Below are 26,820 nucleotides of genomic sequence, written 5' to 3'. Positions count from 1 at the left end.
GGCGCCGCTGGAGCGACGGAGCCGACCCCATGCCGACGGATGGGGGGGACGGACGCCGGGCTTGTACCCAGATCTCGGTCGAATAGGCCCCTACGCCTGAGACCTGGGTACCGCGAAGGTAAAGCGCAGGTCAAGTCTTGACTTTGCGACCTGCGGAGAAATACAACCCGATCATGCCTTTTGCGTGATTTCAGGGGGGCGTCCGGCTTGTGTCTTGACGCGTCACGCGCCGAGTGAAGGGACCTCTCATGTCGGGTTCTCGCAGGCCGGGAAGGGTGGGACGGCGAGCGACGTGGCTCGCCGTGTCCGCCGCCCTCGCTCTGAGTCCGCTACCGGTGCTGGCCCAGAGCACCTCGAACGGTGACGTCGCCGCCGAACGCCGGTCCAGCAGCGAGCAGAACGGCGTCGCGCTGATGCGCATCGTCGTTCCCGACCAGGCCGGCGTCGACCGCCTGAACGACCTCGGTATCGACCTCGCCGAATACAGCAAGCCGGTGGACGGCGGCATCGAGGTGCACGCCGTCTTGAGCCCCGAGGAGACGCGCGACCTGAGGGGCAGGGGCTTCGACGTCCGCGACGCCATCTCCGACCAGGCCGACGTGGCGAAGCTGCGGCAGGAGCGCGCGAAGACGCTACGAACGCTCGCGGACGAGGCGCGGAGCGGCGACACGCTGACCCCGCTCCGGGCCGAGTGGTTCACCAGCCTCGACGGGCAGCGCTTCCTGTCGGTCGAGGTGAAGACGAGCGATCCCGCGGCGACGAACGTCCTCACGGCCTCGTGGAACAGCGGCGCGGGCACCGCGCCCGGTTCCGGTGGCACCGCGACGATGTCCCGGTTCACCGATGCGGGCCAGTACATGTACCACCGGTTCAACTCGCCGCTGGCCATCGATGTCACGCCGACCGAGGTGACGGTCACGAGCACCAGCGGAGGCTCGGTCACCGTTCCGGTGAAGAAGTGGCTGGGCGAACCTCGCAAGGCGCCGAGCCCGCACTATGTCAGCGACTTCGTCGACCATTACATGGACCCGACCGAGGTCTACCAGCGGATCGACGCGCTCGCCAAGCAGTTCCCCCGGCAAGCGGAGATCGTCAAGCTGCCGTACAAGACGAACGGATACCGGCGGCACGCCCAGGCGCAGTTCGGTTCCGTCGCGGCGAGCACCTTCTACGTGACGTCGCAGGCGTACGGCTCCGAGGGCGGCGACAACGTCACGGTCACGCTGACCAAGCCGGATCGGGCGTCCGCTCCGCTGACGGTGTCGCTCGACCAGGACGATGTCACCGTCGATCTGGCGACGAACGCCGAAGGCGTGGTCACGAGCACGGCGAAGCAGGTCGTCGACGCGCTGAACGCCGGAGCCGGGAAACTGTTGAGTGCGAGCACCTACCGCGGCAACGCGGGCGACGGGGTGGTGGCCGAGGCCGCCACGACGAGACTCACCGACAACCTGCACGCGCCGTCGAGCGTGTCACGTGATCCGTTCCAGATGCGGGCGCTGCGCATCGGCAAGACGCGCAACGGGTCGAAACCGGGGGTCTTCCTTTACTGCCAGGAGCACGCCCGCGAGTGGGTGACCCCGCTGACGTGCGTCGAGACCGCCGAGCGGCTCCTGCGCAACTACCAGCACGACCCGAACACCCGCAAGCTCGTCGACGACCTCGACATCTTCATCCTGCCGTCCGTCAACCCCGACGGGGCGCACTACAGCATGTACGACTTCAACATGCAGCGCCGGAACATGACCGACCACTGCGGTCCCACCGATTCCGATCCGGCGTACCGCAACTCCTGGGGCGTCGACCTCAACCGCAATTTCTCGGTCGGTTCCGTCTACGACGGCTACAGCGGCGCGTCGACGTCCTGCCGCAGCGACACGTACGCCGGCCCGGCCGAGCTCTCGGAGCCGGAGTCGAGGAACGAGGTGTGGCTGACACACCAGTTCCCGAACATCAAGTTCGCGATGAACACCCACTCCTACGGCGGCTACTTCATGTGGCCTCCCGGGGCGTACAAGGTGCCCAGCCGCGAACTGCTGCCCCGGGCCGACCTCGGCACCGAGACCTTCTTCTGGTCGGCCTCCGACCACATCCTGTCGGCGGTGCAGAACCGGCGCGGCACCGCCATCTGGCCGGGGCGAACGGGTCCGGTGCCGGACGTTCTCTACTCGGCGGCGGGCAACAGCGCGGATGAGCACTGGTACAACCGGGGCATCATCGGCTGGGACTTCGAGGTCGGCGCCGACGTCTGGAATCCGGGGACCAAACAGTTCACCGCGGTCGGCTTCCAGCCTCCGTTCGCCGAAGGGCACGAGGAGGCGATGGAGTTCGCCAACGGGCAGATCGGGATCCTCGAGGTCGCGCGAGCGTACGCGTCGGACAAGGTGGCGCCGAAGTCGAATCTCGTCGTCACCGGCCGGGACACCGGCGCCACGAAGTTCACGTTCACGATCGACGAGCCGGCGACGATCTACTACACCCTCGACGGCAGCCGCCCGACCCTGAACTCCCCCAAGCTCAAGGCGGCGGGGATGCGCGAGGGGGCGGAACAGATCACGGTCGACAGGACCACCGAGGTCAAGTGGTTCTCCGTCGACATCGCGGGCAACGTCGAGAAGAATTACAAGCCCGCCGGCAAGGGCGACAACTACCGCCGTCAGACCGTGACCGTCGGCGGTGGGAAATGAGCCGGAAAGCGGTGGCCATCGCCGCGCTGACGATGACCTGCGCGGCGCTGACGAACGGGCTGGGCGCGAACGCGAACGCCGCCCCCACCGCCCCGGTGCGGTGCAGCCGCGATTCGGGCGCCCATCTCTCCTCGGTGCCCAGTCCTGAGAAGTTCTTCGGCTTCCCCCTCGGCAAGGGCCAGCAGCGCGTGGTCACGACGGAGGAGATCCAGAAGTACGTCGCGGCCGTCGGGAAGGCGTCGGACCGCGTGGTCACCGGCACGATGGCGCACAGCGTCTCCGGGCAGCCGTTGCCGTACGCGATCGTGTCGAGCGCGGAACACGTCGCTCCCGGCCGGCTCAACAAGATCGCGGACCGGATCCGGGAACTACGGGACCCCCGGAGCCTGAAATCGGGCAAGGCGGCCGATATCGCCGAGGACACCCCGGCCATCGTGTGGGTGGCGGGGAACGTGCACGGCGGCGAGAAGAGCGGCGGCGACGCCGCGCTCCGGACGCTGTACGAACTGGCCGCCGGGCTCTCGTGTGACGTCGCGAAGCGCAACGAGGAACTCGTCACGGTCATCGTCCCGACGCAGAACCCCGACGGCCGCGACGCGAGCCGTCGGCAGAACGACTACGGCTTCGACCTCAACCGCGACTGGTTCGCGCGTACGCAGCCGGAGACCGACGGCAAGGTCGCGCTGCTGCGGGACTACCCGCCGCAGATCTTCGTCGACGCGCACGAGATGGGGGGTTCGCAGTACTTCTTCCCGCCGAACGCCGACCCGATCCACCATGAGATCGCGAGCGAGCCGGTCGACTGGATCAACCGCATCGGCAAGGCGAACGCCGCCGGCTTCGGCTACAACGGCGCCTGCGGTGGCTCCGTCACCACGGAGTGCTACTTCAACTACCAGTCCTACGACCTGTTCTACATGGGTTACGGCGACACGGTGCCCACCGCCGGCTTCGGCGCCGCCGGCATGACGTTCGAGAAGGGCAGCGCCTCCGCGGTCGAGGACCGGGTCCAGCAGCAGATCAACACCCAGTGGGCCACGACCGGCTGGGCCGCCGACAACAAGCGCGAGATCCTGCGCGGCTACTACAAGGTCTGGCAGGACGCGCTGGCCGAGGGCAGGAGCGGCGCACTCGAGCCGAACGAGGTCGTGCAGCCGACCAACGAGGTCGAGTACCCCGTACCCGACATCAAGGTCCGGTCCTACTTCCTGCTCCCCGACCGCCAGCTCGGCGACGTGCGCCGGCTGGTCGAGCGCCTGCGCGGCATGGACGTCGAGGTGTACCGGCTCAAGGAAGCGATCACGGTGCCGGACGCGCACGTCTTCGGCGGCCGTCGCGCCAAGAATCTCAAGGTTCCGGCGGGGACGTACTGGATCCCCATGGCACAGCCGCAGAAGCACTGGGTCCAGGCCCTGCTCGGGGAGGACCCCTACGTACCGTTCCCCTACTTCTACGACGTCTCCTCCTGGAGCAACCCGCTGCTCGCGGGCATCCAGACGGTCTACACCGGGGACGACCTCGCGCCGAAGGCCGACCGGGTGCGGCGGATCGACGGCGGCGTCGGTTCCGCGGCGCCCGCCCGCGGGTCGTACGGCTACCCGCTGGACTCCGCGGCCGCGGCCGAACTGACGTTCAAGCTGCTCGGCCGCGGTGTCGCGCTGACCCGGGATCTCAGGACGGGAATCGTCAGTCTGCCGGCGAACGCGATGACACCGAACGCGCTGGACGGACTCGCCCGGCCGCTCGGCGTGACCGTCACCGGCAGCCGGGCGGCCGCCTCGGGCGTCGCGCTCCGCAGACCGGACGTCGGCCTCTTCGCCGGCACCGGCGTCTCAACGACCTCGGGGACGTACGGTGAGGCGCGCTACGTCCTCGGCTCGCGCTGGGGTCTCGGCCTCACACCGGTCACCACCGCCGACATCAACGGCAACACTCCGGCGTTCACCCAGCGCACCACGCTGCTCGTCCCGGACGGCAACAGCGCGAACGGCGGCCTCACCGCGCAGGGCCTGGCCAATCTGAAGGCCTGGGTCGAGAAGGGCGGCAGCTACCTCGGCGTGCGCAACGAGGGCACCCGTGTCGCGCGGGCGGCCGGGCTCACCTCGACGACCGAGAAGACGCCGCCGAAGGACTACACGGTCATCGGCTCGCACTTCCGGGTCGACGTGGACGCGACCAGCCCGGTGGCGCTCGGCCGGCCGCGGGAGGACTTCGCGTTCAACAACTCCGACCCGATCCTCACCCCGACCAGGACCGGCACCAACGTGCTGAACTACCCCGCCGACGACACGTTCTGGTCCAACGGCTACACGGTGCACGGCGACGCCCTGAAGGGCACGGCGGCGCTGGTCGACGAGCCGGTGGGCGGCGGCAACGCGGTGCTGTTCGCGTTCGACCCGATGTTCCGCGCCTACAACGACAGCGGCATCCACCTGCTGGCCAACGCGCTGCTCGCGGGCGCGCCGGTCAGGAAGGCGGCGGCCACACCGCAGCGGACCGCGACGGCGGGCGCCGACGGGAACGCCCTGCGCGCCGCGGCGGCGAAGGCCCCCGTACGGGAGAACCTGGGCGGCGAATGGCGGCCCATCACCATCCAGGTGAGCCGGGCCGACCTGGCGCGGACCGAGGCCGTCATCGCCCGCTACACCGGCACGGCGAAGGCGGAGACCGCCGGCGACACCGGATACGTCACCATCCCCAACCCGAAGGGACTGTCCGCGGACGAACACCCGTTCCTCCGCGACCTGGTCCGCGACCTGCACGAGGCGGGCATCTCGCCGCGCTCGCTCGTGGCCTGATCCATGAGCCGGCCCGGGCGACACGCTCCCGTCGCCCGGGCCGAGCGGTACCGGAAGGGGTGATCAGGGCGGCGCGGGTGCGCCGACCGGGGCCGGCGGACCCCGCCGAGCGCCGCCTTCTCGCGAGAAGCAGTCCCCGGCGAGTCCCCGGCCCCGTCGGCACGGTGATCAAGGCCACAGCCGCTTCCTGTCCGATCGGTCAGATCTGACCGATCGGACAGTTAAGGTGGACGCATGTCTCGGTCACCCACTGGACTACGCGACCGGCTCCTCGCCTCGGCGTTGAAGTTGTTCGTCCGACACGGATTCCGTGGGACGTCTCTCGCCGACATCGCCGCGGACGTCGACTGTTCCAAGGCGTCCTTGCTGTACCACTTCAGCAACAAGGAGGCGATATTGGCCGAGTTGCTGCTGCCGGTCGGCAAGGAACTGGTCGCGCTGGACGGTCGGCTGGCGACCCTGGCCGGCGAGACGATCCCGGAGGCGGCGGTCTCCGGCGTCGCCGATCTGGCCGTACGGTTCCGGCAGGAGTTCAAGCTGCTGTTCGACAACATGTCCGACGCCGCCGCCCTCCCGGAGCTCCGCGTCAAGGGCGTGGACGGCATCGGGCGGCGGCTCGTCGTCGCGATGGCGGGCGGCTCGTCCGAACCGCAGGACGAGGTCGCCGCCCTCATGGCCCTGGGCGGCATGTTCGTCACCGGTGCCGCCGATCTGCCGCTGGACGACGAGACCTTGCGCGCGGCGCTGATCGGCACCGCGCTGCGGACGATCGGCCGCGCTCGCGGCTGAGCCCCTCATCCGGCCGTCGCAGCGCCGTCGGGTCGCTTTTGACCACTCACTCCCCGGACCGCGACCGGATCCCCGGTCTCGATGATCCGCGACCACCCGCGGCCGTTCCCCGCTGCCGCTCCGCCCGATCTCGAAGAACGAAAGGCTTCCCCCTCATGGCGAGTCTGCTGTATCGGCTCGGCCGCGTGTGCTTCCGGCGCCGCGGGCGGGTCATCGCCGTCTGGCTGCTCCTGCTGGCGGTGCTCGGTGGGGCGGCGGCCGCGTTCAGCGGTTCGACGACCAACGAGTTCCGCATGCCGGGAACCGAGTCGCAGCGGGCGATGGACGCCCTGCAGAAACAGTTCCCCGCCGCCGGCGGCGCCACCGGCACCATCGTCGTCGCCGCCCCACCGGGCGGGAGGCTGACCGAGGCACAGGTCTCGCCGATCGTCCGGCAGGCCGGCGCGATCCCCGGCGTGGTCGCCGCCGCCGACCCCTTCCAGGCCCAGTCGGTCTCGCCCGACGGTCGCTACGCCCTCGTCCAGGTCCAGTTCGCCGCGCCGATCGCCGACATCACCGACGCCCAGCGCACCGCGTACAAGGAGATCGCGCACGAGGACGGCGGCCTGCGGGTGGAGGTCGGCGGCGACGTCGCCAAGAACAACGGGGGCGGGGAGGCCACCGAGGGGATCGGCGTGCTGATCGCCGCCGTCGTCCTGCTCATCACCTTCGGCTCCCTGGTGGCCGCCGGGATGACCCTGCTGAACGCGCTGCTCGGCGTCGGCGTCGGGATGGCCGGGCTGTACGCGCTGACCGGCGTCATGCAGCTCAGTTCCACCACTCCGGTGCTCGCGCTGATGCTGGGCCTGGCCGTCGGGATCGACTACTCGTTGTTCATCACCTCCCGCTATCGCCAGTACCTCCTGGACGGGATGGCGGCCCCCAAGGCGGCCGGGCGGGCGATCGGCACCGCCGGATCGGCCGTCGTCTTCGCCGGCGCCACCGTGGTCATCGCCCTGGCCGGCCTGTCAGTGGTCGGCGTCCCCTTCCTGACCGCCATGGGCCTGGCCGCCGCGGCCACCGTCACGGTCGCCGTGTTCGTCGCCCTCACCCTGCTGCCGGCGGTGCTGGCCTTCGCCGGCGCCCGGGTCCTGCCCCGCCGCCACCGCACCGGCCGCGTGGGCGCTCACGAGAAGGAGGGATTCGGGTACCGGTGGGGCCGGATCGTCACGCGTTCGCGCCTGCCGATCCTGCTGGCCGGAGTGCTGGCACTCGGCGCGCTGGCCCTGCCGGTGACCGACATGCGCCTGGCGCTGCCCGACGCCGGCACCGCGGCCAAGGACTCGGCCCAGCGCAAGGCGTACGACCTGATCAGCGAGGGATTCGGCAAGGGCTTCAACGGACGGCTCATCGCCGTGGTCACCGACCGGGACCCGGCGGCCGCCCGAGCCGCCGCCCAGCAGACCGCCACCCTTATCAGCGGCGTCCACGGCGTACGGGCCGTCGCCCCCGCCCGGTTCAACCAGGCCGGCACCACCGCCCTGGTGGCCGTCATCCCCACCACCGGCCCCAGCGACGCCGCCACAGAGGACACCGTGCACGCCATCCGGGACAGGGTGGCCGCCGTCCACGGCGCCGATGTCGCGCTGACCGGCACGACCGCGGTCGGCATCGACATCTCCGAGAGGCTCGCCGGCGCCCTGCCCGTCTACCTGCCGCTGGTCGTGGGCCTGTCGATCGTGCTGCTGATGCTGGTCTTCCGGTCCATCCTCGTACCGATCAAGGCCGCGGCCGGGTTCCTGCTGACCGTCGGGGCGACCTTCGGCATCACCACCGCCGTCTTCCAGCAGGGGCACCTGGCGTCCCTGGTCGGCATCGACACCCCCGGCCCGCTGATCAGCTTCCTGCCCATCATCCTGATCGGCATCCTGTTCGGCCTGGCCATGGACTATGAGGTCTTCCTGGTCTCGAAGATGCGCGAGGACCACGTCCACGGCGACAGCCCGCGTCAGGCCAGCATCAACGGCCTGGGCGCCAACGCCCGCGTGGTCACCGCCGCCGCCATCATCATGATCTCCGTCTTCGCCGGATTCGTGATCACACCGGACCCCATCATCAAGTCCATCGGCTTCGCCCTGGCCATCGGCGTGTTCATTGACGCCTTCATCGTCCGCATGACGCTCGTACCCGCCGTCATGGCTCTGCTCGGCCGCGCCGCCTGGTGGCTGCCCCGCCGCCTGGACCGTGTCCTGCCCGACCTCGACATCGAGGGAGAGCGGCTGGGGCGCGGACCGCAGAGCGAGGAGAGCCACTACGCCTACAGCGGCCGGTAGCCCACGGCCGGTGACCGACGGCGGCCGCCGGCCGAGGCCCGCGCCGGCGGCCGTCGCCGGTCACCGGGCCTCCTCGGCGGGCCGCCAGCCCAGCTCCGGCGCGATGAGCGTGCGGACGTCGCGGAGGATCTGCGCGTAGTCCCGCTCGTCGAACTCGTAGGGCAGCTCCAGGCGCAGCTCGGAGACCGCGGCGACGGCGCGATCGGCGCGCAGGCGTTCGACGATCTCTTCGGCCGTACCGACCAGGTCGGGGGCGAAGAGGATCCGCCGCTCCCCCTGGGGCTTGAGGGTGCGTTCGTGCCGGCTCGCCGCGTAGCGGCGGTAGCGTTCTCGGGTCGCCGTGTCCGCGCCGTCGAGCGGCACGATGACCCGGCCGAGCGCCACCCGGCCGGGCCGGCCCGGGGGCAGGAGGCGGCGATACTCCGTGATCAGCGCGAGTTGCGCGGTCACGAAGTCGTCGGCGCCCTCCCCCTGGACGATGTTCCCGGTCAGCAGGTTCAGCCCGTGCCCGGCGGCCCAGCGGACGGACCGCAGGCTGCCCCCGCCGTACCAGATCCGGTCGAGCAGTCCCGGGCTCCGCGGCTGCAGTCGTGGCCGCTGGACGTTCCCGGGCGAGTGGATGACGGTGTCCGGGCCGCCTAGGTGGTCGCCGCGCAGGTTGTCGATCAACCGGCCGATCCGCCCGTACGACAGGTCGTAGGAACGCCAGTCGCCGTCGTGCACCAGGTCGCCCAGCAGGTCGGCGTGCGGCATCCCGGTGCTGAACCCCGGTTGCAGCCGGCCGCGGGCGAGCACGTCGACGGTCGTGAGGTCCTCGGCCAGCCGGAACGGATTCTCGTAGCCGATGGGGATCACCGCGGTTCCCAGTTCGATGCGCGTGGTGCGCTGGCTCGCGGCCGCGAGGAACACCGCCGCCGACGAGACGCCGTGTTCCAGGTGCCGCTGCCGGATCCAGCCGCCGTCGAAGCCCTCGCGCTCGCCGAACTCGAACAGCCGGAGCGTCGCCTCCAGCCCGGCGTACGGGTCGTCGTCGGGATAGTTGCCGGGGGTGAGGAAGGACAGCGAACGGATCGCGGTCATGCGTCGGTTCCGGCGGTGGTCATCTCGGCTCCTCCAGTCGACGTGCGCCCGGGGTCGGTCCCGGCGCGTGCTCTCCGGCCGGGGATGGCGGCCAGCAGTTCGCGGGTGTGGGCGTGTGCGGGGGTGCCGAAGATCTGCTCGGTCGGTCCGGTCTCGACGACGCGCCCGTCTTTGAGCACGGCGACCCGGTCCGCGATCTGCCGTACGACGGCGAGATCGTGGGAGATGAACAGGTAGGCCACGCCCATGTCGGCCTGTAGCTCGGCGAGCAGCTCCAGCACCTGGGCCTGGACGGAGACGTCCAGCGCCGAGACCGGCTCGTCGCACACGACCAGGTCGGGTTCGAGGGCGAGCGCGCGGGCGATCGCGACCCGCTGACGCTGCCCACCGGACAGCTCGGCCGGTCGGCGGTCCAGCGTCGCGACGGGGAGGGCCACCCGGTCGAGCAGCTCCCGCGCGCGTGCCGTGCGGGAGGCCCGGTCGCCGATTCGGAAGGCCCGCAGCGGCTCGGTGATCACTTCACCGATCGAGAACCGCGGGTCGAGCGAGGCGTACGGGTTCTGGTAGACGAGCTGGGCGCGGCGCCGCAGCCGCCGCAGCGCCGCGCCGCCGACGGCGGTGACGTCCTCGCCATCGAAGACGATCCGTCCCGAGGACGGCTCGGCGAGGCGCAGCACCAGACGCGCCGTGGTCGACTTGCCGGAGCCCGACTCACCGACCAGGGCCAGCGTCCGGCCGCGATGGACGGTGAGGCCGACGTCGTCGACGGCCCGCACCGTACCCGCGGCGTCCCGCCGGTGCGGCAGCGGGAACTCCTTTACGAGATGCTCGGCGACGACCAGCGGCGCCGTGCCGTTCGAGCCTGTGTCGGGCAAGGCTGTGCCGGGCAAGGCTGTGCCGGACGAGGAGGGGCCCGTCGGCCGGACGCGTGGCCGGACGGCGGTGATGCTCGGCGCGCTCCGCAGCAGCCGCCGGGTGTACGCGTCCCGCGGGTCGTCGAGGACCCTTCGGGTGGGACCGGCCTCGACCACGCGTCCCTGGGACATCACGACGATGCGCTGGGCCCGGTCCGCGGCCACGCCGAGGTCGTGGGTGACGAGGAGGACCGCGCTGCCGAGTTCGCCGGTCAGGTGCTCGAGGTGGTCGAGGATCCGGCGCTGCACCGTGACGTCCAACGCGCTGGTCGGCTCGTCCGCGACGATGAGCTCTGGCGAGGCGGCGACGGCGATCGCGATCAGCACACGCTGCCGCATGCCACCGGACAGTTCGTGCGGGTACTGCCGGGCGCGTATCTCCGGGTCGTGCAGGCCGGCGCGTTCCAGCACCTGGACCGCGGCCGCCGGCGCCGAGCGGCGGGTTGCCAGGCCGTGCAGGCGCAGCACCTCCGCGACCTGCTCGCCGACCCGTTTCACCGGATTCAGTGACACGGTCGGATCCTGCGGCACCAGGCCGATCCGCGCTCCGCGTACGGCGCGGAGCCCGCGTTCGGGCAGCCGTGTGAGGTCCTGGCCGGCGAACCGGATCCGGCCGGCGTCGATGACGGCGTTGTCGGCGAGCAGCCGGGGAACGGCGTGTGCGGTCGTGCTCTTGCCGGACCCCGACTCGCCCACGAGCGCGACGATCTCACCGGGGTGTACGTCGAGGTCGACGCCGCGTACGGCCGTGAGCCGGCCGGTCCTGGTGCGGTAGGAGACGGTCAGCCCCCGGATCTCCAGCAGTGGGGCACCGGTCATGGAGCCTCCTTCGTCGGCCTCATGACCAAGGTGCTGTGCCTAATGACTCCCTCGCTTCGCTCGGTCATGGAGCCTCCTTCGTCGGCCTCATGACCAAGGTGCTGTGCCTAATGACTCCCTCGCTTCGCTCGGTCATGAGGCCCTCGCGAACTCGCCGTCCAGCGCGCGGGCGATCCGGTTGGTGGCGAGCACGGTCGCCGCGATGGTCAGCCCGGGCAGCGCCGTCATCCACCAGGCGTTCGCGAGGTAGTTGCGGCCCTCGGAGATCAGCGTGCCCCACTCGGGCGCCGGTGGCGCCGCGCCGTAGCCGAGGAAGCTCAGCGCGGACACCGCGAGGATCGCCGTCCCGAAGTCCAGCGTGGCCAGCACCAGGACCGGGCCGATCGCGTTGGGCAGCACGTGGCGGGCCAGCACCCCGGACCAGCGCACTCCGCAGGAGCGGGCCGCCTCGACGAAGACGGCCTGGCGCACCCGCAGCACCTCCGCCCGCATCACGCGGGCGAAGGTGGCCACGCTCGCCACGCCGACGGCGACCGCCACCTTGACCGTCCCGTAGCCGAGCGCGGTGACGATGGCCAGCGACAGGAACAGCGCGGGGATGGACAGCAGCACGTCGACGAACCGCATCAGCACGTCCTCGACCCAGCGGCCGACGAACCCGGCCAGCAGACCGAGCAGTCCGCCGAGGACGAAGGCGACCGCCACCGCGATGAGCGTCGCCTTCAGCGAGAGGGCGGCGCCGTGCACGACCCGGGCGTACAGGTCGCGGCCGAGTTCGTCGGTGCCGAACCAGTGCGCCGCGCTCGGCGGCCGGAACGCCTGCGACGGCGTCCCGGTGAGGGGATCGCGCGCGGTGAACAGGCCGGGCCCGAAGGAGGCCGTGCACACCGCGGCGACCAGGAGGATCGACAGGAGGAGCCCCGGGCGGCGCAGCAGGGACCGGCCCGTACGCGCGACGTCGAACCGGCGGTACGCGGGCCCGCTACTCGTACCGGGCCCGACCGGCCCGCCGAGGGCGGCCTCGGCCACGAGGTCCTCGTCCGGTGTCCGGCTCATGTGAGTCTCCAACGGCTGTGGCCGACCACGACGATCCGCGGGTCGAGCAGGGGATAGATCAGGTCGACGGCCAGGTTGACGAGCACGAAGACCAGCGATCCGAAGACGATGACGCCCTGGACCACCGGGAGGTCCTGCGTGGCGACCGCGCTCGCGGTGACCCGCCCGAGGCCGTTGCGGGAGAACACGGTCTCGACCACCACGGAGTTGGCCATGAGCTGCCCGGCCAGCACCCCGACGACCGTCAGGGCGGGCAGGGACGCGTTACGGAGCGCGTGCGCGAGGTGGACCCGTACCCACCCGGCGCCCTTCGCGCGCGCCGTCTGCACGTACGGCTCGCCCAGGGCGGTGAACAGGCTCTTGGACAGCACCTGGGCGATCATCGCGCCGCTGAGGATCGACAGGGTCACGGCCGGCAGGACCAGTCCGCGCACCCCGTCGTTGCCGAAGGCCGGGAACAGGTGCGCCCGGAACGAGAACAGCTCCACCAGCATCAGTCCCACCCAGAACGTCGGGACGGACACTCCCAGCGGCGGCAGCGCCAGCAGTGCCTGCCGCAGCCGGCGCAGCGGGGCGTAGGTCGCCAGCAGCGCCAGCCCGCCTCCGAAGATCAGCGCGAGCGCCAGCGCGGTTCCGGTCAGCTCCAGCGTCTGCGGAAGCGCCTCGGCGATGGTGGAGGTGACGGACCGGCCGGTGGCGACCGAGTCGCCGAAGTCGCCGCGCACGGCCTTCCCGAGGTAGTCGGCGTACTGGACCAGTACCGGCTTGTCGAATCCGTACTGCGCCTTCAGCCGGGCGAGCTGCGCGTGGTCGACGGTCCCCTGGTCGGCCCCCTGGCCGGCCATCGCCGACACCGGGTCGCCGGGAAGGTAGTCGAGCACCAGGAACGACACCGTGTAGGCGGCCCACAGCACCCCGACCGCCTGCGCGAGACGTCTCAGCACGTAGCGGCGCATCGGCTAGCCGATCCAGGTGTCATGCAACTGGACCCGGCTCGACGCGTCGAACCGCAGGTCGTGGACCTTCTTCGCCACTCCCAGCTCGGTCTGCAACTCGACCACCGGGATGACGTAGGCGTTCCGGGCGATCTCCTGCTGCGCCTGCGCCACCAGCGGGCGCCGCTTCGCCGGGTCGGCCGCGGCGGCCTGCCCGTCCAGGAGCGCGTCGAGCCCGGTCTTGGGCAGCTTGTAGGAGTTCGCGAGGTGAGTCGAGTACGAGCTGCGCAGGATGTCCGGATCAGCGCGGGTGACGTTGCCCCACACCAGGTCGAACCGGCCGCTCTGCTGGACCTGGACGAGCTGGGCGATCGGCAGTTCCTTGAGTTCGAGCCGGACCCCGACGGCCTTGAGCTGCTGCTGGACCAGCTCGAGCGTCGGCTGGTTGGTGGCCGCGTTCGAGAACCAGGTGGCGGTCAGCCGCAGCGCCGTGCCGTTCTTCTGCCGGACGCCGTCGCTCCCGGCCGTCCACCCGTCCTCGTCGAGGAGCGACGCCGCCTTGGCGCGGTCGTAGGCGAGGAGCGTTCCGAGGTCGGTGTAGCCGGGGGTGGTGTGGGCCAGGACGCTGGTGGCGGGCCGGGTGCCGGCCGGGAAGACGGTCTCGGCGATCTGCCGGCGGTCGATCGCGAGTGAGATCGCCTGCCGTACCTTCTCGTCGTTCAGCGGGGACCGGGCGTTGTTCGGGCTGAGCCCGAAGACGACCCCGGGATTGGCCCGGGCCTGCAGCCGGACACCGGACGCCTTGAGCGCCGCCTCGTCGGAGCGCCCGACGCTGCCGATGGCCCCGACCTGCCCGGACTGCAGCGCGCCGGTCCGTACGCCCGACTCGGGCAGCACCTTGAACACGAGCCGGTCCAGGTAGGCCTCGCCCTGTTTCCGCCACAGCGAGGAACCCCAGGCGTATCCCCGGCGCCTGGCGAGCGTGATCTCCTGGTTCGGCGCGTACTTGGCCAGCACGAACGGACCGGACCCCACGACGCCTTGGGCGCACCGCTGCTGCGGCGACTTCCGGGTGCTCGACTCGGCGACGATCCCGAGTGAGTGCGTGGCCGTGGCCTGGAGGAACTGGGCGTTCGGCTGCTTGAACGTCACCTTCGCCGTCCGATCGTCGACGACGGTGGTGCCGGTGTACCCGCTGAGGTAGCCCTCCGCCAGGATCCCGAGCGCCCCCAGTCCGGGAATGGCGTCGAAGTTGGCCTTGACGACCTGGGCGGTCAGCGGTGTGCCGTCGCTGAAGGTCACGCCGGGCCGCAGGTGGAAGGTGAACGTCCGCGCGTCGGGGCTGACCTGCCAGCTCTGCGCTAGCCAGGGAACGATCTCACCCGACGACGGGTCCTGGTCGGTCAGCGAGTCCACGAGCTGGCGTACGGAGTAGATCGTGTCGTTGCTGCCGACCTGCTGCGGATCGACGCAGCCGGCGTCCGACCCCACCGCGAAGGTGAGCGTGCCGCCGGTCTTCGGACCGGCGGCGCCACCGCCACCGGCATCGCCACCGGAACCGCACGCGGCCGTCGTCCCGACGGCGACGACCAGTGTGGCGGCGGACACCCAGGTGCTTCGACTCACGAAAGGACCCCTCCTCATGCCTGGCTCAGCCGCCGGAAGCCGCTGGCGTGGAAGACCAGCGGCGCGACCTCGGGACGGGCGTCCAGATCGTGCACCCGGAACACGACGATGTCGTGGTCACCGGAACGCACCTGCTGTTCGATCGTGCACTCGAACCACGCCGCCGCGTCCTCGATCAGCACGCACCCGTCCGCGGTCGCCCGCCAGCCCACACCGGCGAACCGGTCACCACCGCGCGCGCCCAGCCGACGTCCCACCTCCTCCTGGTGCGCGCCCAGCACACTGATCCCGATCCGCGGCAAGCCCCGCAACAACGGCCAGGTCGTCGAGGTGTGCGCCACGCACACCGACACCAGCGGCGGATCCAGGGACACCGGAACGAACGAACTCGCCGCGATCCCCACCGGCCGTCCGCCGGCCAGCCCCGCCACCACCGTCACACCCGTCGGATAGGCGCCGTACACACGACGCAGCTCCAGTCGCACCGCGGTCATGGAACCTCCTTCGTCGGCCCCATGACCAAGGTGCTGTGCCTGCCGATTCCCTCGCTTCGCTCGGTCATGCCGAGACTCCTTCTCTCCGGTGCCGGGCCCGGCTCACGCGTTCCACTCTTCGGCCAGCAGCTCGAACGAGCGGACCCGGTCGGTGTGGTCGTGGGTGATGGTGGTGACGAGGAGCTCATCCGCGCCGGTCACCCGCTGGAGCACCCGGAGGCGCTCGGCGACCGTCGCCGGCGAGCCGACGAACTGGGTGTCGATCCGGTCGGCGACCAGCGCCCGGTCCTCCTCCGTCCACTCGTGGGCGGCGGCCTCCTCCGGTGTGGGGAAGGGGATGGCCCGCAGCTCCTTGCGGATGCTCCGGACCCACAGCCCGTAGGGAGAGGCGAGCCGGCGGGCGGTGTCGTCGTCCGGCGCGACGACGACGTCGGCCGAGACCAGGACGTACGGCTCGGTGCGGCCTTCGGACGGTTTGAAAGCCTCCCGGTAGGCGTTCACCGCCTCCAGCACCGTGGCCGGGCTGACGTGGTAGTTCGCGGCGAACGGCAACCCGCGCTCGGCGGCGACCTGGGCGCTCTGCCCGCCGCTGCTGCCCAGGATCCATACCTGCGGCGCGGCGCCTTCGCCGGGGACCGCGTGCGCCTCATCGCCGTCCGGCGAACGGTAGGTCCCGGCCAGGAGCGCGATGATCTCATCGACCTGGTCGGCGAAGTCCGGTGACTGCGCGCCCGGCTGCTGCAGCAGCGCGCGGGACAGGGCGAACAGCGGGGCCTTCACCAGCGACGCGAAGGAGAACGGGGACGGGATGAGCAGACCGTCGACGACGGTCGCCGGACGCTCGGGCGGCGGTGTGGTCGCGGCCCGGGCGAGCTCGGCGCCGCGCTGTCCGGAGCGGCCCAGGCCGAGGTCGATCCGGCCGGGGTGCAGGGCGTCGATGGTGCCGAACTGCTCGACGACCGCCAGCGGTGTCTGATGGCCGAGCTGAACCGCGCCCGAACCGACCCGGATCCGGCGGGTGGCGGCCGCGACCAGGCCGATGAGCACCGCGGGCGCCGAGCTGGCGACGCCGGGCGCGAGATGGTGCTCGGCGAGCCAGTACCGGTGGTAGCCGGCCTCCTCCGCCCGCCGGGCCAGGTCGATCGTGTTGCGCAGCGCGTCGCGTACCGTGCCACCGGAGGTGACCGGCGCGAGGTCCAGGATGGACAGGGGTACGGGCATGGTCACCTTCCGGCCGGGGCCGCCGGGGACGGCCTGCTGAGGATCTTTCGGCGGACCGGGGGCGTCACGACGCCCCCGCGTACCGGTTGGCCGGCCGGGCGAGGCCGAGCAGGCCGCGCAGGGTGTCGGCCTCGTACTCGTCGCGGAACGCGCCGTGCCGCCGCAGCTCCGGCACCAGCCCCTGAGTGATGCCGGTCAGGTCGTGCGGGAGGGCGGCCGGCCGCAGCCGGAAGCCGTCGAGCCCGGCGGCCCGCCAGTCCAGGAGCAGGTCGGCCAGGTCACCGGGGGTCCCGGTGAAGATGAGGGCGTCCGAGGAGTAGGGAGCGCCGTCCAGTTCGTCGAGCCGGCCCTTGCGGGCCTCGGCCGTGGAGAGGTCACCGTCGAGGAGGACGACCAGGTCGGCGAAGATCTTCAGCGGCTCACCGGCCCGGCCCGCGCGCTCCTCGGCGGCGCGTACCTGTCCGATGATCGTCGTGACCTGGTCCCGGGAGTGCGGCGTCACGTACACGACGTCCGCTCCCCCGGCCGCGAACTCGTAGGGCACGACGTCGTGGGCGAGCGCCGTGACGAGCGGCTGCCCCTGCGGCGGCCGTGGCGTGATCGAGGGCCCCTTGACGCTGAAGTACGGGCCTTCGAAGTCGATGTAGTGCAGCTTGTCGCGGTCGACGAACCGGCCGGTCGGCACGTCGCGGATCTCGGCGTCGTCCTCCCAGCTGTCCCACAGCCGCCGGACGACCTCCACCGCGTCGGCGGCCTCGGCGAACAGCGCGCGTACGCGCCCGGCGAACTCCGGGTCGTTCCACGCGCCGGGGCGGAGCTCGGGGAACTCGCGGCGGCCGAAGTGGCGGGCGTCGCTCGCCCGGCCGGAGATCTGCGGGCGCCACCCCGCCCGGCCCCGGCTGACGTGGTCGAGGGTGGCGATGCCGATCGCGACGTGGAACGGCTCGGTGTGGGTGGTGCTCGTCGTCGGCACCAGCCCGATGCGGGAGGTGAGCGGGGCGAGCCGGGCGGCCAGCAGCACGGCGTCGAGCCGGCCCCGCACCTGGTCGGTGCGGTCGTCCTGGCCGTCGAAGGCCGAAGATTGCGGGCCCAGCGAGTCCTCGATGGTCACGAAGTCGATGCGGGCGCGTTCGGCCTCGGCGACCAGGTCGGCCCAGTACCCGGCGGTGAACAGGTCCTTCGGCCGCGCGTCCGGCGCCCGCCACGCGGCCGGGTGCCAGCCGGCGCCGTCCAGCGCGACGGCGAGGTGGAGGTGGGTCACAGGGTGGCCTCCTGACGGTGCGGGACGGCGGCGAGGCCGAGGTGGTCGCGGAGCGTGGGGCCGGTGTAGTCGGTGCGGAAGACACCCTTCTCCTGGAGCAGCGGCACGACCTTGTCGACCAGGTCGTCCAGACCGCCCGGCGTGAGGTGCGGCACGAAGATGAAGCCGTCCGCGGCCTCCGTCTGGACGAACTCGTCGATCTGGTCGGCGATGGTCCGCGCGGTCCCGACGAACGTCTGCCGGCCGGTGACCTCGATGACCAGCTCACGTACGGTCAGCCGTTTCTGCCGGGCCACCTCCCGCCACTGCTCGACCGTCGCCCGACGGTCGCCCCGGAACTGGGCGCGGCCCTTCGAGACCCCCTCGGTGAAGTCGGGGTCGATGTCGGGCAGCGGCCCGTCCGGATCGACGTCGGACAGGTCCCGGCCCCAGATCCCCTCCAGGAAGGCGATCGCGGTCTGCGGGCTCACCTGCGCCCGCCGGATCTCCGCCGCGCGCTCGGCCGCCTCCTCCTCGGTGTCGCCGAGGACGTAGGTCACGGCGGGAAGGATCTTCAGCTCGTCGGGCCGACGGCCGTACTTGGCGAGCCGGGCCTTGACGTCCTTGTAGAACGCGCGGCCCTCCTCCAGTCTGCTGTGCCGGCTGAAGATGACGTCGGCGTCGGAGGCGGCGAACTCCCGGCCCTCGTCGGAGTCCCCCGCCTGGATGATGACCGGGTGGCCCTGTGGCCCGCGCGGCACGTTGAACCTTCCCTCGATGGCGATGTGCCGTCCCCGGTGACGGAAGGTCTCGATGCCGTCGGACCGGACGAACTCGCCGCGTCCGGCGTCGGCCACCACGGCGTCGGGCCGCCAGGAGTCCCACAGCTCCCGCGCAGTCCGGAGGAACTCGGCGGCGCGGGTGTACCGGTCCGCCTCATCCAGGTAGCCGCCGCGTCGGAAGTTCTGCCCGGTGAACGCGTCGTAGCTCGTTACAACGTTCCAAGCCGCCCGGCCGCCGCTCAGATGGTCGAGCGTCGCCAGCCGCCTGGCCACTTCGTACGGCTCGTTGAAGGTCGAGTTGACGGTCGCGGCCAGGCCCAGGTGTGAGGTGACGGCCGCGAGGGCGGACAGGACGGTCAGCGACTCGGGCCGGCCGACGACGTCCAGGTCGTGGATCCGGCCCTTGAGCTCGCGCAGCCGGAGCCCCTCGGCTAGGAAGAAGAAGTCGAACCTGCCGCGTTCGGCCGTACGGGCGAGGTGAACGAAGGAGTCGAAGTCGATCTGGCTCTTGGACCGGGGGTCGGTCCAGACGGTGGTGTTGTTCACGCCGGGGAAGTGCGCGGCGAGGTGCACCTGTCTGGGTGTCATCGAAACCTCTCCCTGTCGAGGGGTCGGGCGTGAACTCGCGAGTCGCCCGACCGAGCAGGCGAGATCAGCGAGCCCATGCCACTGTAGAAAAAACCTACTAATCCGGTCAAGATAGGTAGGAATGTAAGGATGGATGACATGAGCGATGAGCGGGCCGACGCCGGCACGTCCGGCACTTCGGCATGGCACCGGCGTCTCGAGCACATCCGCGGCGGAGACCTCGACCCGGAAACCGCACAGACCTCGGGGATGCGGCGCTTCGCGGCGATCTCCGGCAGGACCGTCGGCTCCCGGCGGCTGTGGATGGGCCGTACGCACGTCGACCCGGCGACCAACTCCGGCGACCATCACCACGGCGAGGCCGAGACCGCGATCTACGTCGTGTCCGGACATCCGGTGTTCGTCTTCGCCGAAGGCGAGGAAGAGGTGCGTCTGGAGACCTCGCCCGGCGACTACGTCTTCGTCCCGCCGTACGTCCCGCACCGGGAGGAGAACCCTTCATCCGAGGAAGAGGCGGTCGTGGTCATCGCGCGCAGCACCCAGGAGGGCATCGTGGTGAACCTGCCCAGCCTGTGGGCGCCCGTCGACGGGACCGACGACGCCGAGACGACGTGACACGACGATCAGAGCGCCACGATCGGCGAGATCTCTGCTACAGATAGTAGTCGCGACGGGTCCTCCGTCGTCCGGGCCGCGGACACCGGAGGACCGGTCGCTCGGCGGCCCGGCCACGCTGCGCGAGGAGCGAGAGATGTCCGTACGTCGCGTGCCGGCCGCCATGACCTCGGTCGCCCTGACGAGCATGCTGGCCCTGAGCACCCCGGCCACCGCCGCGACCGGCGGCGGCCCGGCCGGGGGCGTCGCCTTCGTGGTCGGCCAGGCGCAATTCGACGCGATGTTCCCGGGCCGCAATCCCTTCTACACCTACAAGGGCCTGACCGACGCGCTGCGCGCCTACCCGGGGTTCGCGCGGACGGGCGGCGAGGTCACGAGAAGGCGCGAGGCGGCGGCCTTCCTCGCCAATGTCGGCCACGAGACGGGCGGCCTGAGATACGTCGTCGAGCAGAACAAAGCCAACTACAGCCACTATTGCGACAGAACCCAACCTTACGGCTGTCCCGCGGGCGCGAACGCCTACTACGGACGCGGCCCGCTGCAGTTGAGCTGGAACTTCAACTACAAGGCCGCCGGGGACGCCCTGCACCTCGACCTGCTGCACGACCCGTACAGAGTGGAGAGGGACGCCGCCGTCTCGTGGCAGACCGGCCTGTGGTTCTGGAACACCCAGAAGGGCGCCGGCACCATGACCTCGCACGAGGCGATGGTGAGCGACAAGGGCTTCGGCGCGACGATCCGCAGCATCAACGGCGACCTGGAGTGCGACGGAAAGAATCCGGACCAGCGCCAGGACCGCATCAACCTCTACCAGAGGTTCGCCGGCATCCTCGGCGTCGGCGCCGGCGGCAACCTGTCCTGCTGATTCCTGATCGCCCGAAAACCTCCACGTCCGGAGGGATCTGCCCTATTCTCGCGCGTGCGCCGTCAGGTCTCCTCCTGCCGGCTGGAACCGACGGGGATGGTGCGAACGATGGCGACGGATCCACCCGAAGACGAGGCGGCGGAGGCCCCGGAGGCGGAGCCTCCGTCGGGCGGCTCTCAGCCGGACCAGCCAGGCCCGCATCCCCGGCCGTACGGACTTCCTCCCGGCCAGCCCTATGCCGACGCCGCGCCGGGAGCGTACGGCGGTCCGCCGCCCGGCCCGTACGGGTCTTCGCACCCTGGGCACTACGGCGGTCCGCCGCCCGGGGCGTACGGGTCTTCAGGTCCGGGGCACTACGGCGGTCCGCCGCCGGCACCGCCGTATCCGTCCTATCCGCCCGGTGGGCCGTACCCGGCCTACGGTCCGCCGACGGCGATGGACCCGACCCTCGCCGAGTGGTGGCAGCGTCTCGTCGCCCGGATCATCGACGGCCTCATCCTCTCGGTGGTCACGGCGCCCCTGCTGGTCTGGTACTTCCTCTGGTACCTCCACCGGATCAGGACCACCCTCCCGTCCGATCCGGACGCCCCGGCGCCGCCGGTCGGCGAGATGCTGCACACGGAGCTGAGCCTGATGGGGTACAGCCTGCTGATCGGGCTGGCGAGCGGGGTGGTCGCCTTCGGTTATGAGGCGTTCGCGCTCTCCCGGTGGGGCCGGACCGTGGGCAAGCGGGTCATGAACATCAAGGTGGTCACGCTGTCGGACCGCGCTCCGATCACCGGGGGCACCGCCGCCAAGCGGGCCGCGCTCTACGCGCTCGTGCCGCAGGTCCCCACCGTCGGCGGCATGTTCGGTCTGCTGAACGTCCTCTGGCTGCTCTGGGACAAGCCGTACCGCCAGTGCCTGCATGACAAGGTCGCCCGAACGGTCGTGGTCAAGACCCCGCCGCGGTGAACCACCGGAAGGTTCCGGCCGGCGGCGGGGACGCACTGGCACGAGCCGCCTGATCCCCGAGGAGGCCCCTGGCGACGGAGCTCCGCTCGTCGCCAGGGGTTCGGCACGCGTCGTCGACGGGGGCCGGCCTCAGGAACCGAGCTCGGGGAGGTTCTCGGCCAGCGGCACGAACTCGGCCGCCGACAGCAGCCCGTCACCGTTGGTGTCGTACTGGACGAACAACGCCCTGACGATCCCCGACAGATCGTTCACCTCGGCCGCCGGGAACATCCCCGCGATCGCCGCGGTCACCTCGTCCGCGGTGAGCCGCCCATCCCCATCGGTGTCGTACCGAGCGAACACCGCCTCGTACTGATCGGACATGATTCCCTTCCACCAGAGCGACCGTGGTCCCCGATCGTAACGATTCCCGGAGCGACCATCGCCCTCAGGTGCGGCGAATTTGCGCCGCGGCCGGGCCGGGGCTCAGCCGGCCGTGGCGTCGAGCCGGCCGAGCACGTGGTCGGACACCTGGCGGAGCAGGGCGACCTGGTCGCGGGTGAGCCCGTCGAAGAACAGGCGTCGTACGGTGTCGACGTGCCCGGGGGCGGCGGCCACGATGGCGCGCCGGCCCGCGTCGGTCAACGCGACCACGGCGCCGCGGCCGTCCTCGTCGCACTCCTCTCGCGCGACCAGGCCGCGGCGCTGCATCCGGGTGAGGTGGTGCGACAGGCGACTCTGCTCCCACTGCAGGCCGCGCTGCAGCTCGAACGGCCGTAGCCGCCCGTCCGGGGCGTCGGTGAGCTGGACGAGCACCTCGTAGTCGGCCAGCGAGAGGCCGGAGTCGGCCTGCAGCTGCCGGCTGAGCCGTGCGGTCAGTTGCCCGTGCATGCGGATGAACGCACGCCAGGCGCGCTGCTCCTCGTCATCGAGCCATCGTGTGCCGCTCATGACCTCCACCCTAACGTGATCAATGACATGTCATCCGGTTGGGAAATATATGACGCGTCATGTAGGTTGTGAGCCGCGTAGATGATTCATCATCTACCTAGACGTCGGAATGAGGAGCCGTCCCATGCGCACCCAGATGAGCCCGCAGATCGACATCCGCCGCGCGGACGAACGCTTCAAGACCGAGATCGGCTGGCTCGACTCGAAGCACTCGTTCTCGTTCGGCCACCACCACGACCCTCGCAACACCCACCACGGGCTGCTGCTCGTCAACAACGACGACGTGGTCACGCCCGGCATGGGCTTCGAGACCCACCCGCATCGCGACATGGAGATCGTCACCTGGGTCCTGCGCGGGTCGCTGGTCCACCAGGACTCCACCGGCCACAACGGGGTGATCTACCCGGGGCTCGCCCAGCGGATGAGCGCCGGCACCGGCATCCTGCACTCCGAGAAGAACGACTCCTGGCACCTGCGGGGCGAGCGGCACGACGAGCCGGTGCACTTCGTGCAGATGTGGGTGGTGCCCGACGAGGCCGGCATCACCCCCGGCTACGAGCAGCTGGAGATCGACGAGAAACTGCTGTCCTCCGGCGCGCTCGTCCCCGTCGCCTCCGGACTGGAGCGGCACGACGGCGAGGCCGCGATCCGGATCAAGAACCGGTACGCCGCGCTCTACGCCGCCCGTCTGGCACCCGGCCAGAGCGTCGAGCTGCCCGAGGCGCCGTTCCTGCACCTGTTCGTCGCGCGCGGCGCCGTGAATCTCGAAGACGCCGGTCCGCTCGGCACCGGTGACGCCGTGCGCTTCACCGCGGTCGGCGGGCAGCGGGTCACGGCGACCGAGCCCGCGGAGATCCTGGTATGGGAGATGCACGCCACCATCGCCGCCTGACCGCCCGGCCGGAAACACCGGGTGACGTGGGCCCCGCCCATGGGCAGGGAACCCACCACCCGGCCACCGGCCGGGAACCCGTCACGACCCCGCATCGGAGGAACCATGACCGACACCCCGACCGATCTCGGCGCGATCGAGGCCGAGCGGCAGCGCCTCCGGGACGCCCATCTCCGTCCCGCGGCCGAGCGTCCCCGGTCCACGGCGCGCGGACTGCATCACACCGCGCTGATCAGCAGCGACGTGGAGCGCACCGTCCGCTTCTACCAGGACGTGCTGGGCTTCCCCCTCACCGAGCTGATCGAGAACCGGGACTACCCCGGCTCCTCGCACTTCTTCTTCGACATCGGCAACGGCAACCTGCTCGCCTTCTTCGACTTCCCCGGGCTCGACCTCGGCCCGTACGCCGAGGTCCTCGGCGGCCTCCACCACTGCGCGATCTCCGTGGAGCCGGCACGCTGGGACGAGATCGTGCGCCGCCTGGACGAGGCCGGCGTCGAGCACGTCGTCCACAGCGAGGTGTCGGTCTACTTCCGCGACCCCGACGGCGCCCGCATCGAGCTCATCTCCGACCCGCTCGGCGAGATGTACGGCAACCAGGTGCTGTGACCGTCGCCGGTCGCACCGGCCGCCGAAGTCCTTCGCCTGTGAACCGGGTCACTGCCGGTCATGGAGTGAGAGGGCTTCTCGTCTCTTGTCGGTGACGCGACGAACGGAGACGTCATGAGAATCCTCATCGCCGGAGCGTCCGGCGCGATCGGCGGCCATCTCGTCACCCAGCTCGTGGCGCGCGGCCATGAGGTCGTCGGTACGACTCGCTCGGCGGCCAAGACCGGCGCGCTGCGGGCGCTGGGCGCCGAGCCGGTCATCGTGGACGCGCTCGATCCGGACTCGGTGGCCGATGTGGTGGCCAAGGCCGAGCCCGCGGTGATCGTCCATCAGCTCACCGCGCTGAGCGGACCGTCGACCATGCGGCAGGTGAAACGGATGGCGGCCGCCACCAACCGGCTGCGCACCGAGGGAACCGACCACCTGCTGGCCGCCGCGCGTGCGGTCGGCGTCCGCAGGTTCGTGGCACAGAGCAACTCTTTGTGGATGGAACGCAGCGGTGGGCCGGTCGCCGACGAGAACGGCCGGATCGAACCGAACCCGCCTGCGGACGCCGAGGCGGCGGTGGCCGCGTTGCGCCACGTGGAGGACGCGGTGACCGGCATCACCTGGGCCGACGGCATCGTGCTTCGCTACGGTTCCTTCTATGGCCCTGGGACCGCCCTCAGCGCCGCGCCGGACGCGGTCATGACCGAGCAGATCCGCAAGCGAAGGTTCCCTATCGTCGGCGGCGGCCGCGGGGTGTGGTCGCTGGTGCACATCACCGACGCCGCCTCGGCCACGGTCGCGGCCATCGAACGCGGCAGGCCCGGGATCTACCATGTCGCCGATGACGATCCGGCACCGGTGCGTGACTGGCTGCCCTACCTCGCCCGGACACTCGGCGCTGGACCGCCGCGTCGCGTACCGGCCTGGCTCGCCCGCCCGCTGGCCGGCAAGGGCGCGGTGGACATGATGACGCGGGCCCGCGGGATCTCCACCGGCAAGACCAAGCGCGAACTGGACTGGAAACCGCGGTACCCGAGCTGGCGCACGGGTTTCACCGACGGATTGAGCTGACTCGGCATGTCCACCTCGGACCTTTACGGCGATCTGCGGCCGCGCGCCTTCGCCATCGCCTACCAGATGCTCGGCAGCGTCAGCGAAGCCGAGGACGTGGTACAGGAGGCGTTCCTGCGGCTGCACCAGACCCAGCAGGGGGGCGAAACGATCGTCTCGCCGCGGGCGTACATCGCCACCTTGGTCACTCGCCTGGCCATCGATCAGCTGCGCTCGGCACGCGCGCGCCGGGAGCGATACGTCGGCGAGTGGCTACCGGAACCGCTGGCCACCGATCCGTCACCAGGCGAGCACGCGGAGACCGCCGACTCGCTGTCGTTGGCCGTCCTGGTGTTGCTGGAGAGTCTGTCGCCACGGCAGCGGGCCGCGTTCCTGCTGCGCGAGGTGTTCGAGTATCCGTACCCCCAGGTCGCCGAGATCGTCGGCACCGACGTGGACAGTACGCGGCACCTGGTCGCGCGGGCTCGCAAACACCTCCAGGAGCGCCGACCGCGCTACTACGCCTCTCGGCGACAGCGGCAACAGCTGGCTCGGCGCTTCTTCGCCGCCGTCGAACAGGGCGACCTGCGGGCGCTCGAAGAACTGCTGGCGCAGGATGTGGCGATGCACGGTGACGGCGGCGGCAAGGTGCCGGCGCTGGGGCGGCCGGTCAACGGACGTCGGCGGGTGGCGCGTGTTCTGGCTGCGGTGGCGCCCATGCTGGCGCGTGCCGGTGGCGTGCGTTTCCACGTCACCGAGGTCAACGGCCAGCCGGGCGCCCTGGTGTTCGACACGCGGGACCTGCTGGTCGGGGTGATGGGGCTGGATATCGCCGACGGTCAGGTCCAGACGATTCACTCCGTAGTCAACCCCGACAAATTGCAGCACTTCGACCGGGTCGGCGACCTCAGCGCCCTGGTGCGCGCGGGCCGCCGAGCCGGCGACGGCTGAACCGTCGGTCACTCCGGACCCCGCCGGCGCGGGACGGGGTCCGGGGCGAGCGCCGCCGCCAGGGCGTTCAGGCGTAGCGTCGTGCCGCCGCGCAGGTGGGGCAGGTCGGCGCTGCCGTCGCCGGTGGCGACCAGGAAGGCGACCTGCTCGGTCCACGTCAGCAGGGTCGATCCGGAGTCGTCGGCCAGCAGGACCGTGACCAGGGAGGTCCAGCGCAGCAGGTCGTCGACGGTGGACTCGTACCCGAAGACGATCCTGCGGTCCGGCACGATGTCGAGGTAGCGGGACCGGTACTCCAGCCGCTCCGGGACCGAGTCCAGGACGGAGAAGGTGCTGTGCGCCGTCTCGCCGCCGCCCACCCCGAACTCGTGGTGGTAGACGGCCCCCGACCCGGGAAGCCGGAACCAGCGGCGCCGGACATCGGAGTCGGCGAAGGCGGCGAAGACGACGGCCGGGGCCGCGTCCAGACGCCGGACGATCGTGAAGGTGTCGTGCCGGACGCCGGGCCCGTCCTCCGGCTTCACCTCGGCCTGCCGTGCGCTCATCCGCGTCCCTCCGCCCGCTGACCGCCGCGGCGGTCGTCGATGGTTACCATCGGGAGGAATCGCGGAAGGCCCCGTGTTAA

At 71.1% G+C, this 26,820-nt stretch carries 23 protein-coding genes; 11 read left to right on the top strand and 12 right to left on the bottom strand.

Going from position 1 to position 26,820, the window contains the following annotated elements; all coding sequences use genetic code 11:
• Window positions 1-275: 275 nt before the first annotated feature.
• The 4 genes from AB0K82_RS07535 (at window position 276) to AB0K82_RS07520 (ending at window position 8,586) form a co-directional block, all read left to right on the top strand.
• Window positions 276-2,687 carry a M14 family zinc carboxypeptidase gene (locus AB0K82_RS07535; protein ID WP_364393966.1) on the top strand — a complete coding sequence of 804 codons (2,412 nt, stop codon included), beginning with the start codon at window positions 276-278 and terminating at the stop codon, window positions 2,685-2,687.
• On the top strand, window positions 2,684-5,485 hold the full coding sequence (locus tag AB0K82_RS07530) for a M14 family zinc carboxypeptidase (RefSeq protein ID WP_364393963.1): 2,802 nt from the start codon (window positions 2,684-2,686) through the stop codon (window positions 5,483-5,485). Before AB0K82_RS07535 ends, AB0K82_RS07530 begins: the two co-directional genes overlap by 4 nt.
• Window positions 5,486-5,719: 234 nt before the next feature.
• A complete protein-coding gene (locus tag AB0K82_RS07525; RefSeq protein ID WP_364393961.1) occupies window positions 5,720-6,274 on the top strand; it encodes a helix-turn-helix domain-containing protein in 555 nt (184 codons plus the stop codon).
• A gap of 155 nt (window positions 6,275-6,429) precedes the next feature.
• Window positions 6,430-8,586, top strand: coding sequence for an MMPL family transporter (locus AB0K82_RS07520; RefSeq protein ID WP_364393959.1), 2,157 nt, complete (start codon window positions 6,430-6,432; stop codon window positions 8,584-8,586).
• 60 nt (window positions 8,587-8,646) lie between these two features.
• Here AB0K82_RS07520 and AB0K82_RS07515 read toward each other — a convergent pair whose 3' ends face one another.
• From AB0K82_RS07515 to AB0K82_RS07475, 9 genes are all read right to left on the bottom strand, one after another.
• Window positions 8,647-9,666 carry an LLM class flavin-dependent oxidoreductase gene (locus AB0K82_RS07515; RefSeq protein WP_364393957.1) on the bottom strand — a complete coding sequence of 340 codons (1,020 nt, stop codon included), beginning with the start codon at window positions 9,664-9,666 and terminating at the stop codon, window positions 8,647-8,649.
• Window positions 9,663-11,399, bottom strand: a complete 1,737-nt coding sequence (locus tag AB0K82_RS07510; RefSeq protein WP_364393954.1) for an ABC transporter ATP-binding protein — start codon at window positions 11,397-11,399, stop codon at window positions 9,663-9,665. The genes AB0K82_RS07515 and AB0K82_RS07510 overlap by 4 nt, the downstream gene beginning before the upstream one ends.
• A gap of 132 nt (window positions 11,400-11,531) precedes the next feature.
• Window positions 11,532-12,455 carry an ABC transporter permease gene (locus AB0K82_RS07505; protein WP_364393951.1) on the bottom strand — a complete coding sequence of 308 codons (924 nt, stop codon included), beginning with the start codon at window positions 12,453-12,455 and terminating at the stop codon, window positions 11,532-11,534.
• A complete protein-coding gene (locus AB0K82_RS07500) occupies window positions 12,452-13,399 on the bottom strand; it encodes an ABC transporter permease (RefSeq protein ID WP_364393949.1) in 948 nt (315 codons plus the stop codon). The genes AB0K82_RS07505 and AB0K82_RS07500 overlap by 4 nt, the downstream gene beginning before the upstream one ends.
• Window positions 13,400-13,414: 15 nt before the next feature.
• Window positions 13,415-15,016, bottom strand: coding sequence for an ABC transporter substrate-binding protein (locus AB0K82_RS07495; protein WP_364393947.1), 1,602 nt, complete (start codon window positions 15,014-15,016; stop codon window positions 13,415-13,417).
• 14 nt (window positions 15,017-15,030) lie between these two features.
• A complete protein-coding gene (locus AB0K82_RS07490) occupies window positions 15,031-15,510 on the bottom strand; it encodes a flavin reductase family protein (protein ID WP_364393945.1) in 480 nt (159 codons plus the stop codon).
• 102 nt (window positions 15,511-15,612) lie between these two features.
• Entirely contained in the window at window positions 15,613-16,731 is a 1,119-nt protein-coding gene (locus AB0K82_RS07485; RefSeq protein ID WP_364393943.1) for an LLM class flavin-dependent oxidoreductase, read from the bottom strand.
• A 64-nt stretch (window positions 16,732-16,795) separates the two neighbouring features.
• Complete coding sequence (locus AB0K82_RS07480) at window positions 16,796-17,992, bottom strand: LLM class flavin-dependent oxidoreductase (protein ID WP_364393941.1); 1,197 nt, start codon at window positions 17,990-17,992, stop codon at window positions 16,796-16,798.
• Window positions 17,989-19,341, bottom strand: a complete 1,353-nt coding sequence (locus AB0K82_RS07475) for an NtaA/DmoA family FMN-dependent monooxygenase (RefSeq protein ID WP_364393939.1) — start codon at window positions 19,339-19,341, stop codon at window positions 17,989-17,991. Before AB0K82_RS07475 ends, AB0K82_RS07480 begins: the two co-directional genes overlap by 4 nt.
• 138 nt (window positions 19,342-19,479) lie before the next feature.
• Here AB0K82_RS07475 and AB0K82_RS07470 point away from each other — a divergent pair, with 138 nt between their 5' ends.
• From AB0K82_RS07470 to AB0K82_RS07460, 3 genes are all read left to right on the top strand, one after another.
• On the top strand, window positions 19,480-19,956 hold the full coding sequence (locus AB0K82_RS07470; RefSeq protein ID WP_364393937.1) for a cupin domain-containing protein: 477 nt from the start codon (window positions 19,480-19,482) through the stop codon (window positions 19,954-19,956).
• Window positions 19,957-20,092: 136 nt separating this feature from the next.
• A complete protein-coding gene (locus AB0K82_RS07465; RefSeq protein ID WP_364393935.1) occupies window positions 20,093-20,821 on the top strand; it encodes a chitinase in 729 nt (242 codons plus the stop codon).
• Window positions 20,822-20,929: 108 nt separating this feature from the next.
• The gene (locus tag AB0K82_RS07460; RefSeq protein ID WP_364393933.1) at window positions 20,930-21,775 is read left to right on the top strand and encodes an RDD family protein; all 846 of its coding nucleotides are present in this window, start codon (window positions 20,930-20,932) and stop codon (window positions 21,773-21,775) included.
• 129 nt (window positions 21,776-21,904) lie between these two features.
• Here the strand turns inward: AB0K82_RS07460 and AB0K82_RS07455 are convergent, their stop codons facing one another.
• The gene (locus AB0K82_RS07455) at window positions 21,905-22,138 is read right to left on the bottom strand and encodes an EF-hand domain-containing protein (protein WP_345359204.1); all 234 of its coding nucleotides are present in this window, start codon (window positions 22,136-22,138) and stop codon (window positions 21,905-21,907) included.
• A 102-nt stretch (window positions 22,139-22,240) separates the two neighbouring features.
• The gene (locus AB0K82_RS07450) at window positions 22,241-22,705 is read right to left on the bottom strand and encodes a MarR family transcriptional regulator (protein ID WP_364393931.1); all 465 of its coding nucleotides are present in this window, start codon (window positions 22,703-22,705) and stop codon (window positions 22,241-22,243) included.
• A 124-nt stretch (window positions 22,706-22,829) separates the two neighbouring features.
• On the opposite strand from AB0K82_RS07450, the gene AB0K82_RS07445 reads away from it, so the two are divergent.
• From AB0K82_RS07445 to AB0K82_RS07430, 4 genes are all read left to right on the top strand, one after another.
• A complete protein-coding gene (locus tag AB0K82_RS07445; RefSeq protein ID WP_364393929.1) occupies window positions 22,830-23,597 on the top strand; it encodes a pirin family protein in 768 nt (255 codons plus the stop codon).
• 105 nt (window positions 23,598-23,702) lie between these two features.
• Window positions 23,703-24,206 carry a VOC family protein gene (locus AB0K82_RS07440; protein WP_364393926.1) on the top strand — a complete coding sequence of 168 codons (504 nt, stop codon included), beginning with the start codon at window positions 23,703-23,705 and terminating at the stop codon, window positions 24,204-24,206.
• Window positions 24,207-24,320: 114 nt separating this feature from the next.
• Window positions 24,321-25,265 carry an NAD(P)-dependent oxidoreductase gene (locus AB0K82_RS07435; RefSeq protein WP_364393924.1) on the top strand — a complete coding sequence of 315 codons (945 nt, stop codon included), beginning with the start codon at window positions 24,321-24,323 and terminating at the stop codon, window positions 25,263-25,265.
• 6 nt (window positions 25,266-25,271) lie between these two features.
• On the top strand, window positions 25,272-26,195 hold the full coding sequence (locus AB0K82_RS07430; RefSeq protein ID WP_364393922.1) for an RNA polymerase sigma-70 factor: 924 nt from the start codon (window positions 25,272-25,274) through the stop codon (window positions 26,193-26,195).
• An 8-nt stretch (window positions 26,196-26,203) separates the two neighbouring features.
• On the opposite strand, the gene AB0K82_RS07425 is transcribed toward AB0K82_RS07430, so the two are convergent.
• Window positions 26,204-26,740: an SRPBCC domain-containing protein gene (locus AB0K82_RS07425; RefSeq protein WP_364393920.1), complete on the bottom strand. Its 537-nt coding sequence runs from the start codon at window positions 26,738-26,740 to the stop codon at window positions 26,204-26,206.
• Window positions 26,741-26,820 lie beyond the last annotated feature (80 nt).

This window comes from Actinoallomurus sp. NPDC052274 (assembly GCF_040679475.1).
Lineage (GTDB): Bacteria > Actinomycetota > Actinomycetes > Streptosporangiales > Streptosporangiaceae > Actinoallomurus > Actinoallomurus liliacearum.
This window is presented reverse-complemented; position numbering and strand designations above follow the sequence as displayed.

Coding starts and splice junctions, on each gene's coding strand:
- AB0K82_RS07530 (WP_364393963.1), top strand. CDS start 2,684: ATGAGCCGGAAAGCGGTGGCCATCGCCGCGCTGACGATGACCTGCGCG.
- AB0K82_RS07525 (WP_364393961.1), top strand. CDS start 5,720: ATGTCTCGGTCACCCACTGGACTACGCGACCGGCTCCTCGCCTCGGCG.
- AB0K82_RS07520 (WP_364393959.1), top strand. CDS start 6,430: ATGGCGAGTCTGCTGTATCGGCTCGGCCGCGTGTGCTTCCGGCGCCGC.
- AB0K82_RS07515 (WP_364393957.1), bottom strand. CDS start 9,666: ATGACCGCGATCCGTTCGCTGTCCTTCCTCACCCCCGGCAACTATCCC.
- AB0K82_RS07510 (WP_364393954.1), bottom strand. CDS start 11,399: ATGACCGGTGCCCCACTGCTGGAGATCCGGGGGCTGACCGTCTCCTAC.
- AB0K82_RS07505 (WP_364393951.1), bottom strand. CDS start 12,455: ATGAGCCGGACACCGGACGAGGACCTCGTGGCCGAGGCCGCCCTCGGC.
- AB0K82_RS07490 (WP_364393945.1), bottom strand. CDS start 15,510: ATGACCGCGGTGCGACTGGAGCTGCGTCGTGTGTACGGCGCCTATCCG.
- AB0K82_RS07485 (WP_364393943.1), bottom strand. CDS start 16,731: ATGCCCGTACCCCTGTCCATCCTGGACCTCGCGCCGGTCACCTCCGGT.
- AB0K82_RS07475 (WP_364393939.1), bottom strand. CDS start 19,341: ATGACACCCAGACAGGTGCACCTCGCCGCGCACTTCCCCGGCGTGAAC.
- AB0K82_RS07470 (WP_364393937.1), top strand. CDS start 19,480: ATGAGCGATGAGCGGGCCGACGCCGGCACGTCCGGCACTTCGGCATGG.
- AB0K82_RS07465 (WP_364393935.1), top strand. CDS start 20,093: ATGTCCGTACGTCGCGTGCCGGCCGCCATGACCTCGGTCGCCCTGACG.
- AB0K82_RS07460 (WP_364393933.1), top strand. CDS start 20,930: ATGGCGACGGATCCACCCGAAGACGAGGCGGCGGAGGCCCCGGAGGCG.
- AB0K82_RS07455 (WP_345359204.1), bottom strand. CDS start 22,138: ATGTCCGATCAGTACGAGGCGGTGTTCGCTCGGTACGACACCGATGGG.
- AB0K82_RS07450 (WP_364393931.1), bottom strand. CDS start 22,705: ATGAGCGGCACACGATGGCTCGATGACGAGGAGCAGCGCGCCTGGCGT.
- AB0K82_RS07445 (WP_364393929.1), top strand. CDS start 22,830: ATGCGCACCCAGATGAGCCCGCAGATCGACATCCGCCGCGCGGACGAA.
- AB0K82_RS07440 (WP_364393926.1), top strand. CDS start 23,703: ATGACCGACACCCCGACCGATCTCGGCGCGATCGAGGCCGAGCGGCAG.
- AB0K82_RS07435 (WP_364393924.1), top strand. CDS start 24,321: ATGAGAATCCTCATCGCCGGAGCGTCCGGCGCGATCGGCGGCCATCTC.
- AB0K82_RS07430 (WP_364393922.1), top strand. CDS start 25,272: ATGTCCACCTCGGACCTTTACGGCGATCTGCGGCCGCGCGCCTTCGCC.
- AB0K82_RS07425 (WP_364393920.1), bottom strand. CDS start 26,740: ATGAGCGCACGGCAGGCCGAGGTGAAGCCGGAGGACGGGCCCGGCGTC.